We start from the raw sequence: 11,830 nt of genomic DNA on the forward strand, positions 1-11,830 counted from the left end.
GCCCGTCGCCCCACCTGATCAGCGCATCAGGACCTGGCCGCCGTCGACCGGCATCGAATGGCCGGTGATGTAGCGGGACTGGCTGCTGCACAGGAAGGCGACGGCGGAGCCGATGTCGTCCTCGGGATCGCCGAAGCGGTGCAGCGGGACGGTCTGCAGGTACTGTTCGGCCTCGTCGGGGCGGGCCTTCGACCACTCCTGCAGGGCCGGTGAGTCGGCCAGCGGCAGGATCGCGTTGACGCGGATCCCGTCGTCGGCCCACTCGCATGCGGCCGCGCGCGTCAACGACCGGATCGCCTCCTTCGCCGCGGCGTAGAGCCCGTAGCCGGAGGGATCCCAGCGCACGCCCGCCGCCGACCCGAGGTTGACGATGGCGCCGTCGCCCTTCAGATGCGGATGGCACAGGCGCATCATCCGCCAGGTGGCGAGGGGTCCGGAGTCCATGATCTGCCGGTACTCGTCCTCGGTGTGTTCGAGCAGCGTCCGGTTGTAGGTGGTCTGCGCGTTGTTGACCAGGATCGACAGTCCGCCCAGCACGCCGACCACCTCGTCGACCATCCGCGCCGAATCGTCGAGGTCGGTCACATCGCAGCTGAACGCCTGCACCCGGCCGCCTCGCGCTCGCAGTTCCTGCGCCACGTCCTCGACCTTCGACAGCGTCCGTCCGACCACCGCGACGCTCGCGCCCCGCGCCGCCAGCGCGCCCGCTATGCCGCGGCCGACGCCCTGGCCCGCCCCGGTGACCAGCGCGGTGGCGCCGGCCAGTTCGCGTCCGGTCACCTCAGACACCGCCGGCCACTCCGTTCGACGACTCCGCGGCGACGGCCCGGCGCACCGAGCGCGGCACCCCGAGGAACTTGGCGGACTCGGCCTCGTCGGGCCGCCCGAATGCCGAGTCGGGGTCGAGCACGCAGTGCGTGCGGCCGTACACGGTGTACATGCAGCGGTTGCAGTGCGTGCAGAGGGTCTGCTTGGCTCGGTCGGCGCGGATCGAGTTCACCAGATCGGGTTCGCGCAGCAGGGCACGCCCCATCGCGACGAAGTCGAATCCCTCGGACAGGCCGGTGACCATGTGGTCGTAGTTGGTGATGCCGCCGAGCAGGATGAGCTGGGTGTTCTTGACCGCACGCACGAACTGGCGGGCCGACTCCAGCATGTACAGGTCGTAGTAGGGGAACTCGCCGAGCATCTTGCGGCCGAACGCGTAGACGCCGGTCTTGAAGGGCTGCGGCATCACCGAGGCGAAGTCGCGCACCGGCACGTCGCCGCGGAACAGGTACATCTGACGCATCACCGACGAGCCCTGCGTCAGCTCGAGCGCATCGAGGTTGCCGTCGATGTCGAGCAGTTCGGCGGTCCGGATCGACTCGGCGAGGTTGATGCCGCCGGGGATCCCGTCCTCCATGCTGATCTTGGCGGTCACGGCGATCGAGTCGCCGACCGCCGAGCGCACCTCGCGGGCGATCTCCCGGACCAGCCGGCTCCGGTTGTCGATGTTGCCGCCGTACTCGTCCTTGCGCCGGTTGAACAGCGGGCTCAGGAACGAGCTCGGCAGGTAGTTGTGCCCGAAGTGCAGTTCGACGGCGTCGAATCCGCAGTCGGCGGCCAGCCGCGCCGACTTGGCGAAGTTCTCGATGATGCCCGAGATCTCGAGCCGGGTGATCTCGCGGCAGTACTCCAGCGAGGTCGGGTTCAGCATCCGGCTGGGCGCCATCGCGTTGACGCCGGTGATCTTCTTCGACGACACCGGCCCGCCGTGTCCGAGCTGGGCCGACACGGCGCCGCCCTCGGCGTGGATCGCGGAGGTCAGCTTCGACAGCCCGGGCGCGGACTTCTCCGACATGAGGATCTGGCCGGGCGCGGTGGTGCCCTCGCGGCTCACACAGCAGTAGGCGACGGTGGTCAGGCCGACGCCGCCGCGGATGTAGTCGAGGTGGAAGTCGATGAGACTGTCGGTGACCTTGCCCTTCGGCGAGCGACCCTCGGAGGTCGCCGACTTGATGATGCGGTTCGACAGCTTCACCGGCCCCAGCCGGCCGGGGGCGAACGGATCGGCGGTCTTCTCGGTCATCGCACGACCGCCGATCGCATCGTCGCGCCCGACCGGGCGGCCCGGTCCTTCATCCAAACGCTTCTCACAACAAGCTCCTCACAGCGATCAACTGAAGTGGTTTCCCTCACAATCCCAGTCGCAGCGCGCGATAGGGGCCGATTTCCCGGCTGGTGGGAAGTTCGCTCACATCGACGCGCCGCGAACGGAAGGACGCTAGGCGTCGTCTGCAGTCTCGATCATCGGATTCACCCGCATGTGCTGCGCGATCCGCTTCTTGGCCGCCAGCAGGATCGGGATGAGCCGGGTGTCGAGTTCGGGCAGCGGAACGCACACCGAGATGGCCGCCGACGTGCGGCGCGCGGTCGACGAGTCGTCGCTGGCCGCGCTGACGGTGGTGCCGAAGCAGCCGACGCCGGGCAGACTCTCGCCGCGGTCGACGGCGTAGCCCCGCTTGCGGACCTCGTCGAGTTCGGCGCGCAGCGCGGTCGTGGACGTGACGGTGTCGGGGGTCAGCGACTCGAGCGGCTCGAGGCCGCGCAGATAGTCGTCGGGCTGCAGCGCCAGCAGCGCCTTGCCGCCCGCGGTGGTGTGTGCGGGCCGGTGCGTGCCGATCCGGGTGGGCACCTCCCACTGGAATCGGCCCGAGCCGAGCTTCTCCCAGCACACCGCGTCGGCTCCGTCGAGGTAGGTCAGGTGCACGATGTAGCCGGTCTGCAGCTGGAGCCAGCTCAGCGTCGGCATGGCGCGCTGATAGAACCAGTGCGTCCGCAACCCGGTGGTCCCCAATCCGAACAGCCGCACCCCCAGCTCATAGTTGGTGCCGACGCGGAAGAGCCACTTGCGTCGTTCCATCTGGGTCAGGAGCCGGTGCGCGGTCGAGCGCGCCAGCCCGGTCCGCTCCATCACCCCGGACAGGGTGAGGAAGCCCGCCTCTTCGACGGCGTCGAGGATGAGGTCGATGCGGTCGAGCATCGACGGTGGCGTATTGGGTTCGGCGTCGTCATCCATGACACCCTCCCGTCGGTCGCGTCTTCAGGTGAAAATAGCGGCCGCCGACCGTCCCCCGCACGCCCTTCCGGTAAGTGGTCGGGCGATTGCAGCGAACGGTCGGCGGCGCGTGGTCATCGGTCGGCGACGGTCAGCGCCCCATCATGGCGGCGACGGCGGCGGCCTCCTTGAGGACGCGGTCGCGGCGCGGGAACTGCGAGCGAGCCTCGGCACCGGACTGTTCGGCCTCGACCACCCACACGGGGCCGTCCGCGAGGTGCGCGAGCCCTTCGCGAACGACGTCGACCGGCTCGGAGACGCGCAGTCCCGGCAGATCGAAGTCCAGGCCGGCGCGCGCCATCGCCGGGGTACGGGTGACGCCGAGGATCAGCTCGAGGACCTCGACGCCTCGCTCGCGCATCTCCCACCACAGGCCTTCGGCGAAGATCCGGGTGAACGACTTGGCGGCGGCGTAGATGCTCTGGTGGCCCGAGCCGACGAAGCCGGTGACCGACCCCAGCAGGATGATGCCGCCGTGACCGCGCTCGGCCATCGGCTTGCCGAACACCTGCACCAGCTCCAGCTGGCGGTCGATGTTCAGGGTCATCACGTCGCGGAAGCGGTCCATGTCGCCGAAGACGAACTCGTTGCCGTAGGTGTTGGCGCCGGCGTTGAAGATCAGCAGACCGACCTCGACGTCTGCGGTGGCCGCGGTGATGTTCGCGACGGCGTCGGCGGCGAGCAGATCCTGGGCCAGCGTGCGGACCTCCACGCCGTGGGCGCGGACGCGCTCAGCGGTCTCCTCCAGTGCCTCGGGCTTGCGGGCGATCAGCACCAGGTTCAGTCCGGACTGGGCCAGTTGGACGGCGAACTCGGCGCCGACGCCCTCGGAGCCGCCGGCGATGACGGCCCAGGGGCCGTATTTGGCCGGGTCGATCGCGACCTGGTCGAGTTCGGTGGTCGATGTATCAGTCATGAGATTCCCTGTCGTGTGTGTCGAGGACGCGGGCGGTGCCGCGTCCGGGTGTGGCGAGCGGGGTCGCAGAGGAGGTCGAAGGTGTCAGGAGACGACGGCCAGCGGCTCGCCGCCGGACCAGTCGTGGCCCCAGTAGCTGTCGGCAGTGATCTCTTCGGCGGTGTAGTGGGTCTCGTCGACGAGCATGCCGTCGGTGCCGAACTCGAGGTCCCAGCCGCCGGGGGCGCGGACGTAGAACGAGAGCATCTTGTCGTTGGTGTGACGGCCCAGCGTCGACGACAGCGAGGCGCCCTCGGCGACGACGCGGTCCTGCGCCCGACCGACGGTGTCGAGGTCGTCGACCTCCACCATGATGTGGATCAGGCCCGGCCCCTGCTTGGGTGCGGGCATCATCGCCAGGCTGTGATGACGCTGGTTGACGCCGAAGAACCGGATCCGCATGGGACCGACCTCGGGCGGGGTGTCGAGCCGGAAGGCCCCGCGCGGCAGGAAGCCGAGGGTCTTGACGTAGAAGTCGGAGGCGGCGAGGTCGTCGGGCACGGGGATCACGACGTGGCCGAGTCCCTGGGCGCCGGTGACGAAACGCGCGCCGAACGGGGTGACGACCGGACTGTGGTCGAGCACGGCCCCGCAGAAGACCTCCAGGGGAATGCCCGCGGGGTCCTCGAAGGCGATGGCGGCCTCGACCCGGCGGGCGTCGGCCTCGGCGTCGGTCAGGTCCCGGACGGTGATGCCGGCGGCCTCGACGGTGGCGCGCACCCGCTCCAGTCCCTGCCGGTCACGGACCTCCCAGCCCACCACGCTCACCTTGTCGGTGTCGCCGGGCCGGACGATGATGCGGGCGGCGCGCTCGTCGACCCGCAGGTAGAGCGCCTCGGTGTCGGGGCCCGAGCCTTCGGCGAAGCCGAGGATCTCCAGCGCCAGCTTGCGCCAGCGGGGCATGTCGTTGGTCACCACCTCCACGTAGCCGAGCGCTTTGATGTCGCCGTAGGGGTTGTCACTCATCAAGGGGTCCTTTGCTGTGCGTGCGGGTTCGTCAGGGGCTCGGCGGGTCAGATCAGCTTGCGCAGCGGGCCGGCGGGCTCGGCGCCCAGCGAGGACAGCGTCGCCGCGTGGTAGACGGTGTTGGCGGCGTGGATCGCGTGATGGATGCAGGCCTGGCTGTCGCGCCAGAAGCGCTGCATCGGCTGATCCATGCGCAGTGCGTTGCCGCCGCAACGCGCGTAGATCTCGTTGGCGGCGCGCGCTGCCCGCCAGGCGGCCCGCACCTGGGTCGCGCGGCCGGCGGCACGCTCGGCGAAGGTCGCGGTCTCGCCGCGTTCGGTGAGGTCCCAGAAGTACTCGGCGTTGGCGATGAGCTCGGTCCGCGCGGCGCGCAGGTCGGCCATGTACTCGCCGAACTCGAACATCGTGTACGGATCGTCCTTGACGCTGGCGCCGTTGGCGTCGATCCGGCCCGCCTGGTACTCGGAGGCCAGCCGCAGCAGGCCTTCGCAGATGCCGATGGTGGCCGAGGTGATGCCGAGCGGGAACATGTTCGACCACGGCATCTGGTACAGGGTCTGCTCGCGGCCCGACGCGCGCTGGCCGTCGCCGCTGGAGACGTCTTCCCAGGTCATGGCCCGGTAGTCGGGGACGAAGCAGCTCTCGATGATGAGGTCCTTGCTGCCGGTGCCGCGCAGGCCGACGACGTTCCACGAGTCTTCGACGATGGTGTAGTCCTTGCGCGGAATGATCACGTGGACCATCTGCGGCGGCTGCGCCATGCTGCCGTCGGGGTTGCCCATCATGGCGCCGAGGAAGACCCAGTCGCAGTGGTCGGTGCCCGAGGAGAACTGCCACTTGCCGCTGAACTGGTAGCCGCCGTCGGGCTGCGGGACCAGGATGCCGCCGGGCATGTAGGGGGAGGCCATCCAGATGCTGCTGTCCTCGCCCCAGACCTCGTCCTGGACGCGGCGGTCGTTGTAGGCCAGCTGCCACGGGTGCACGCCGCAGACGCCCAGCACCCATCCGGCGGCCGGGTCGAGCGAGGCCAGGCGCATCACGGTCTCGGCGAAGTCCCGGGGATGGAACTCGTAGCCGCCGTAGTCGGCCGGCTGCAGCATCCGCATCGCGCCGGCCTCCTTCAGCAGCTGCACCGTCTTGTCGGTGAGCTTGCCGATGCGCTCGGCCTCCGCACCCTGTGCGAAGAACTCGTCAGCGTGGTCGTTGATGTAGTCGAGAACCGTGTTCGGCATCCCTGCTCCGATCGTCCCGGCGTCGATGCGCCGTGCGGTTGATTGCCTGTATTGCTTGAGGCCATGCTCACATCGTTGCGAGAACGTGTTCCACCGAATCCCGGTCACCGGGAAACTCACCGGTCGACGACGTGCCCGACCGCCAACCTGGAGCCATGAACACCGAAAACGCCGTCCCCGACACCGCTCGACTGATCGCCGACCTCGCCGCCCGAGTGGCCTATCTCGAAGACAAGCAGGCCATCGTCGACCTGATGACCTCGTACGGCCCGGCCATCGACGCCGGCTGCGCCGACGCCGACGCCCGCGTCTGGACCGCCGACGGCGTCTACGACGTCGACACCGGCGTCATGCGCGGGCACGAGCAGATCACCGCGATGGTCCGCGGCCGCATGCACCAGGGCTTCATCGCTCAGGGCTGCGCGCACATCCTGGAGCCCGGCCAGGTCCGCATCGACGGCGACACCGCCGTCGCGACCGGCAAGTCGATGCTGATCCTGCACGACGACGACGGCTTCACCGTCGCCCGGGCGACCGCCAACCGCTGGGAGCTGATCCGCACCGACGAGGGCTGGAAGTGCACCCGTCGCGTCGGCCGCGTGCTCGACAGTCGGCCCGAGGCCCGCGAGCTGCTCGCATTGGCCGCGGAGTAGATCGAGCGCCGACCCCCGCTTCCGTCGAGCCGCGCCGCCCGCGCTGCCGGGCTCGACGGGAGTGAACCGGCGGCTACTTGCTGATTCCCGCCGTGAGGATCGTCGCCAGTTCCGCGTACGCGTGCGCGTCGTCGAGGCCGGTGCTCTCGCGCACTCCGCGCTGCTGGATCCGCACCATCATGGTGGCCGCGAGGTCGGCCGCGAAGGCCGCGTGCACCGCGCGGAACTCCCCCGCCGCGACGCCCTCGTCGATCAGTTCGCGGACGCGGCCGGCCGCGATCGCGGTGTTCTGCTCGTAGACCTCGCGGGCCGGACCGAAGTCGTCGAGGTCGGCCATGAAGCGGTCGGAGGCGGGCGCCAGGGCTGTGCCCACCGCGGAGAGGTAGCCGACGATCCGTTCGCGCGCGCCCGCGATGTCGGCGATCTGGGCCTCCACCTCGTCGGCGGCCCGCCGGAAGAAGTGGACGGTCGCCGCACGCACCAGCTGGTCCTTGCTGCCCGCGAGCGTGTACAGGGTCGACTTGGAGCAGTGCAGGCGCGCCGCCAGCTCATCGAGGGTCAGTCGCCCGAATCCTTCGGCGAGGAAGAGCGCGACGATCTCGTCGAAGAGCTCGAGCCGACGACGCGTCGCGAACTCGGTCGGCTGAGGCTTCTCCATGACAGTGATGGTACTCGGCAGGGTCCTCTGGTACTACTTCGTGGGTAAGGCCAAAACACCCAACGACAAGAGGCCCAGGACGATGTCCTGGGCCTCTTGTCTGAGTGCGCCCGTAGGGATTCGAACCCCAAACCTTCTGATCCGTAGTCAGATGCTCTATCCGTTGAGCTACGGGCGCGTGGTGGATCTTACGATCCGCACTTCTTCAATTATACCGGGCACGTGTCCCAGTCGGCGGAGACGAGAGGATTTGAACCTCCGGTTCCACTTTCGTAGAACAACTCATTAGCAGTGAGTCCCATTCGGCCGCTCTGGCACGTCTCCCTGGTGGAGTCCTTTTCGACCGCCGGGGCAAAACATTACACAGAGGTGCCGCCAGGATGCAAATCGCCTGTCCGATGGCGACAGAGGTGCAGGTCAGACGTATATTCGAGGGGTGAGCATGCGAATCCGGCCCGACCTGGACACCCTGCCCGTGTACGTCCCCGGCAAGACCTTCCCGGGTGCGATCAAGCTGGCGAGCAACGAGGTGACCGACCCGCCGCTGCCGAGCGTGGCGACGGCCATCGCCGCCGCCGCGGCCACCACCAACCGCTATCCCGACAACGGCATGGTGGAGCTCACCGAAGAACTCGCCAAGAACCTCGGCGTGACCCCGGCCGAAGTCCAGGTGGGCTGCGGCTCGGTGATCCTGTGCCAGAACCTGATCACCATCACCGCGCGACCGGGCGACGAGGTGGTCTTCGCCTGGCGCTCATTCGAGATGTATCCGGTCGCCACCCGCATCGTCGGCGCGACGCCGGTGCAGGTGCCGCTGACCGACGACTCGGTCCACGACCTGGCGGCGATGGCCGCGGCCGTCACCGACCGCACACGCTTGATCTTCGTCTGCAACCCGAACAACCCGACCGGCACCGTCGTGTCGGAACAGGCCCTGCGCGCCTTCCTGCAGGCCGTGCCGTCCGACATCATCGTCGCCCTCGACGAGGCGTACATCGAGTACGTCCGCGCGCCGCAGGACGCCGACTACGACTCCCTCGAGCTGCGCCGGGAGTTCCCGAACCTGGTCCTGCTGCGCACCTTCTCGAAGGCCTACGGCCTGGCCGGGCTGCGCGTGGGCTACGCGGTGGGCGACCCGGAGATCATCACCGCACTGAACAAGGTGCACGTGCCGTTCACTGTCAGCAGCGTCGCGCAGGCGGCCGCGGTCGCGTCCCTGCGGGCGCAGGACGAACTGCTGGCGCGGACCGACGCGGTCGTCGCCGAGCGCAAACGGGTCACCGCTCGGCTGCGCGAACTCGGCTATCGCGTCCCGGACTCGCAGGCCAACTTCGTGTGGCTGACACTGGGCGAGCAGTCGGTGCCGTTCGCCGTCGCCGCGGCCGACGCCGGGGTCATCCTGCGCCCCTTCGCCGGCGACGGCGTTCGCGTGACGATCACCCACCCGGCCGAGACCGAGGTCTTCCTGTCGTTCGCACAGGAGTGGGCGCGCCGCTGAGCGGCACACCCGCCCCGCGCTACAGCGCGGGGCCGATGGCCTCCCAGGCGCGCGGCAGATCCTGCTTCCAGTAGTCCCAGCCGTGGGTGCCGATGAGCCGGAAACCGGCCGTGAACGGGATGTCCTTGGCGCGCAGCAGGGTCGCGAACTCCAGCGAACAGCGGTTGGCGCCCATCTCCAGCGCCGACCCCGCCGCGATCTGCGCGTCGACCGGACCGTCCTTCGGATCACGCTTGGCCGTCAGGTCCATCGGACCGATCGCGCCGGTCCCCGAGGACAGGAACAGGGCCTTGCCGCGCAGCGCCTGCACGTCGCGCGACGGATCGTGCGCGAGCCAGTTCTTCGATCCCGGCGCGCCCCACATGTTGTCGGGATTGGCTCCGCTCTTGGCGACGGTGGCGCGCACATACGCCTCGTTGGCCTGACCCGAGACGCGCGGGCACCCGCTCATCGAGGCGACGCCTCGGTACAGTTCGGGGTGCCGGACCGCGAGCGCGAAGGCCGCCTGCCCGCCCATCGACAGCCCCATCACGGCGTTGTTGCCCGAGCCGTGGAATCGACTGTCGATCAGACCGGGCAGTTCCTCGGTCAGGAAGGTCTCCCACTGCGGCTTGCCCAGCTTCGGGTCGTTGCGCACCCAGTTCGTGTAGAAGCTGCCGGCGCCGCCCGCGGGCAGGACCACGTTGACGTCGCGGCCCGCGAAGAACTGCTCGGCTCCGCCCTTGGTGATCCAGTCGCTGACCTCCGCGCCGGCGTCGGCGCCGTCGAGCAGATACACCGTCGGACGCGGACTCGTGCCGCCCGGCGACAGCACGGTCACCGGCATCGACGCGTGCATCGCCTCGGACCGGACCGTGAGGTCGACGCGGTGGATGCTGCGCACCTGCTCCGCGACGATCCTCGGCTCCTTCGGCGCCGCCTGAACGGGCGCCGCGACCGCCGTCGCCACCATGCCCGCCGCACAGGCCACGGACAGCGCGGACACCAGTTTCAGCGACAGTCGTTCAGTCCACATGGTCGCCCAGGGTACCGCCCCGACCTGAGGCTCGGGTGAACGCTGCGACAAGCGCCGATTTCGTGCCCGGCGATAGGATCGCGCCATGCCCGCAGTCACCGGAGAACCGGCCGCCGATCACGCCTTCGTCGCGACAGTGCCGGTCCGATGGTCCGACATGGACGCCTTCGGGCACGTGAACCACGCGCGGATGGTCACCCTGATGGAGGAGGCGCGGATCGAGTGGCTCCTCAGCGCGGGCGAGGAGTACGCGCCGCTGATCAAGAGCGCGATGATCGTTCACGTCGACATCCGATATCAGGCGCAGTTGCGGCACGAGGACTCGCCGCTGCGGGTGGGCATGTGGATCAAGAGGTTCCGGTCGGTCGACTTCACCATCGGCTACGAGATCGCGGGGGCCGCCGCGCCGCCGGGATCCCGGCCGGCCTGCGTGGCGAGCACGCAGATGGCGGTGGTCGACGTCGTCGAGCACCGGCTGCGCCGATTCACCGACCAGGAGAAGGGCTACCTGAAGGCGTGGAGCCGGTCCTGACGGTCGGACCGATCGGTCAGGGCTCGTACCGCTCCGGCAACTCGATCGGCGCAGCCGACCCCAGCTGGGCGATGTTGCCCTGCAGCACGTCGCGGTAGATCCGCAACTGCTCCTCGCCGCTGCGCACCTGCTGCGACAGTCGGCGCGTGTGGTCGGCCGACAGTTCGCGATCGCCCGACCGCGAAAGCAGATGGTCGATCCGGGCGTCGATGGTGGTGGCGCGGTCGAACTCGTTGAGCAGTCGCAGTTCGACGGCCGCCGACTCGACGGTCGCGCAGACTTCGATGAGGGCGTGAACGCGGTCGATCAACTCGCTCCACACCGGCCGCAGCGCGGCCTCGCGCTCGGCGATGTGATGGGCGAAGCCGTCGTCGAAGCCGCCGTTCGCGCGGGCCCGGTCGAGGTCGACGCGCAGAGCGCGCAGGGCCACGACGTCGGAGGCGATCTCGGCGAGTTCGGCGTTCAGGTTCACCTGCACCCGCTGCATCTCGAAGTGGTCGGACAACCACGCGGGGTTGACGCGAATCCGGTCGAAGTAGTGCCCGGCGATGAAGAGCAGGGCCTCGTAGCCGTCGGCGAACGCGCAGCCGCGCGAGGAGTCCTGTGTGGTGGGCGCGGTGCCGAAGACCTCGTCGGCCCACTGCTCCACCTGGCGGCGGCCCGCCCGGCCGGCGAGCTTGTCGACGACGCCCGCGACCTTGTCGAGCGCATCGGTCCCGGCCCAGCGCGCGCCGGACGAGGACAGGTTCGCCACCGGTGTGCACAGCAGACCGGCGAAGAGCTGCTCGCGCTCCTCGATCTCCAGGTACACGTTCTCGCGCCGCTCCCGGCGGATGGCGCGCATGCCGGACGCGAAGACGCCCTTGCCCGTCACCACCGCGCGGTGAGCCTCGTCGCGGCGCCGGGTCAGGCCGGTCAGTCGCGACCGGATGATCGGCACCACGAACCCGGGAAGCATGGTGGAGGTGAGTTTGCGCTCGGCGTGCAGGATGCCGCGCTGCACGCGCCGCAGTTCGCTGAACCCGGTGGACGGTACCGGCATCGGCAGGCCCTGCGAGATCCGGCGGACGACGGTGGCCCGCGCCGTGGGCGCGAGGTAGCCGGCCGCGATCAGGATGCACGCTGTGTCGGACAGTTCGGCCGGCTGCCCCGGCACGCGCGCGTCCGTCGTCCACTGCCGGAGATCGGCAGTCGACACTGGTCGCTGCGGTGAAGTCATGG

Annotated in this window: 12 protein-coding genes and 2 tRNA genes; 3 read left to right on the forward strand and 11 right to left on the reverse strand. The window is 69.4% G+C overall.

What is annotated here, in order from left to right; all coding sequences use genetic code 11:
- Window positions 1-18: 18 nt before the first annotated feature.
- From AAFO60_RS07180 to AAFO60_RS07205, 6 genes are all read right to left on the reverse strand, one after another.
- Entirely contained in the window at window positions 19-789 is a 771-nt protein-coding gene (locus AAFO60_RS07180) for an SDR family NAD(P)-dependent oxidoreductase (protein ID WP_347955481.1), read from the reverse strand.
- Window positions 782-2,071: an NADH:flavin oxidoreductase gene (locus AAFO60_RS07185; RefSeq protein WP_347955482.1), complete on the reverse strand. Its 1,290-nt coding sequence runs from the start codon at window positions 2,069-2,071 to the stop codon at window positions 782-784. Before AAFO60_RS07185 ends, AAFO60_RS07180 begins: the two co-directional genes overlap by 8 nt.
- Window positions 2,072-2,266: 195 nt before the next feature.
- Window positions 2,267-3,061: an IclR family transcriptional regulator gene (locus tag AAFO60_RS07190; protein ID WP_347955483.1), complete on the reverse strand. Its 795-nt coding sequence runs from the start codon at window positions 3,059-3,061 to the stop codon at window positions 2,267-2,269.
- 130 nt (window positions 3,062-3,191) lie between these two features.
- Window positions 3,192-4,016: an SDR family NAD(P)-dependent oxidoreductase gene (locus AAFO60_RS07195; RefSeq protein WP_347955484.1), complete on the reverse strand. Its 825-nt coding sequence runs from the start codon at window positions 4,014-4,016 to the stop codon at window positions 3,192-3,194.
- Window positions 4,017-4,100: 84 nt separating this feature from the next.
- On the reverse strand, window positions 4,101-5,021 hold the full coding sequence (locus AAFO60_RS07200; protein WP_347955485.1) for a VOC family protein: 921 nt from the start codon (window positions 5,019-5,021) through the stop codon (window positions 4,101-4,103).
- 47 nt (window positions 5,022-5,068) lie between these two features.
- Complete coding sequence (locus AAFO60_RS07205) at window positions 5,069-6,253, reverse strand: acyl-CoA dehydrogenase family protein (RefSeq protein ID WP_347955486.1); 1,185 nt, start codon at window positions 6,251-6,253, stop codon at window positions 5,069-5,071.
- A 155-nt stretch (window positions 6,254-6,408) separates the two neighbouring features.
- Here AAFO60_RS07205 and AAFO60_RS07210 point away from each other — a divergent pair, with 155 nt between their 5' ends.
- Window positions 6,409-6,906, forward strand: a complete 498-nt coding sequence (locus AAFO60_RS07210) for a nuclear transport factor 2 family protein (protein ID WP_347955487.1) — start codon at window positions 6,409-6,411, stop codon at window positions 6,904-6,906.
- 73 nt (window positions 6,907-6,979) lie between these two features.
- Here the strand turns inward: AAFO60_RS07210 and AAFO60_RS07215 are convergent, their stop codons facing one another.
- The 3 genes from AAFO60_RS07215 to AAFO60_RS07225 all read right to left on the reverse strand — a co-directional run bounded on the left by AAFO60_RS07215 (window position 6,980) and on the right by AAFO60_RS07225 (window position 7,888).
- On the reverse strand, window positions 6,980-7,564 hold the full coding sequence (locus AAFO60_RS07215; protein WP_347955488.1) for a TetR/AcrR family transcriptional regulator: 585 nt from the start codon (window positions 7,562-7,564) through the stop codon (window positions 6,980-6,982).
- A gap of 105 nt (window positions 7,565-7,669) precedes the next feature.
- Window positions 7,670-7,742 (reverse strand) — tRNA-Arg (locus tag AAFO60_RS07220).
- 57 nt (window positions 7,743-7,799) lie between these two features.
- A tRNA-Ser gene (locus AAFO60_RS07225) sits at window positions 7,800-7,888 on the reverse strand.
- A 112-nt stretch (window positions 7,889-8,000) separates the two neighbouring features.
- Between AAFO60_RS07225 and hisC the strand changes: the two genes are divergently transcribed.
- A complete protein-coding gene (gene hisC / locus AAFO60_RS07230) occupies window positions 8,001-9,062 on the forward strand; it encodes a histidinol-phosphate transaminase (protein WP_347955489.1) in 1,062 nt (353 codons plus the stop codon).
- A 19-nt stretch (window positions 9,063-9,081) separates the two neighbouring features.
- On the opposite strand, the gene AAFO60_RS07235 is transcribed toward hisC, so the two are convergent.
- Window positions 9,082-10,077: an alpha/beta hydrolase gene (locus AAFO60_RS07235; RefSeq protein ID WP_347955490.1), complete on the reverse strand. Its 996-nt coding sequence runs from the start codon at window positions 10,075-10,077 to the stop codon at window positions 9,082-9,084.
- An 85-nt stretch (window positions 10,078-10,162) separates the two neighbouring features.
- On the opposite strand from AAFO60_RS07235, the gene AAFO60_RS07240 reads away from it, so the two are divergent.
- Window positions 10,163-10,609, forward strand: coding sequence for an acyl-CoA thioesterase (locus tag AAFO60_RS07240; protein ID WP_347955491.1), 447 nt, complete (start codon window positions 10,163-10,165; stop codon window positions 10,607-10,609).
- 16 nt (window positions 10,610-10,625) lie between these two features.
- On the opposite strand, the gene AAFO60_RS07245 is transcribed toward AAFO60_RS07240, so the two are convergent.
- Complete coding sequence (locus AAFO60_RS07245) at window positions 10,626-11,828, reverse strand: hypothetical protein (RefSeq protein WP_347955492.1); 1,203 nt, start codon at window positions 11,826-11,828, stop codon at window positions 10,626-10,628.
- Window positions 11,829-11,830 lie beyond the last annotated feature (2 nt).

The sequence above is a fragment of the Gordonia aichiensis genome (assembly GCF_039946255.1).
In the GTDB taxonomy this organism is placed as follows: Bacteria; Actinomycetota; Actinomycetes; order Mycobacteriales; family Mycobacteriaceae; genus Gordonia; species Gordonia aichiensis_A.

Excerpts from the sequence above, each read along its gene's own strand:
- AAFO60_RS07185 (WP_347955482.1), bottom strand. The coding sequence starts at position 2,071 with ATGACCGAGAAGACCGCCGATCCGTTCGCCCCCGGCCGGCTGGGGCCG.
- AAFO60_RS07190 (WP_347955483.1), bottom strand. The coding sequence starts at position 3,061 with ATGGATGACGACGCCGAACCCAATACGCCACCGTCGATGCTCGACCGC.
- AAFO60_RS07195 (WP_347955484.1), bottom strand. The coding sequence starts at position 4,016 with ATGACTGATACATCGACCACCGAACTCGACCAGGTCGCGATCGACCCG.
- AAFO60_RS07200 (WP_347955485.1), bottom strand. The coding sequence starts at position 5,021 with ATGAGTGACAACCCCTACGGCGACATCAAAGCGCTCGGCTACGTGGAG.
- AAFO60_RS07205 (WP_347955486.1), bottom strand. The coding sequence starts at position 6,253 with ATGCCGAACACGGTTCTCGACTACATCAACGACCACGCTGACGAGTTC.
- AAFO60_RS07210 (WP_347955487.1), top strand. The coding sequence starts at position 6,409 with ATGAACACCGAAAACGCCGTCCCCGACACCGCTCGACTGATCGCCGAC.
- AAFO60_RS07215 (WP_347955488.1), bottom strand. The coding sequence starts at position 7,564 with ATGGAGAAGCCTCAGCCGACCGAGTTCGCGACGCGTCGTCGGCTCGAG.
- AAFO60_RS07235 (WP_347955490.1), bottom strand. The coding sequence starts at position 10,077 with ATGTGGACTGAACGACTGTCGCTGAAACTGGTGTCCGCGCTGTCCGTG.
- AAFO60_RS07240 (WP_347955491.1), top strand. The coding sequence starts at position 10,163 with ATGCCCGCAGTCACCGGAGAACCGGCCGCCGATCACGCCTTCGTCGCG.
- AAFO60_RS07245 (WP_347955492.1), bottom strand. The coding sequence starts at position 11,828 with ATGACTTCACCGCAGCGACCAGTGTCGACTGCCGATCTCCGGCAGTGG.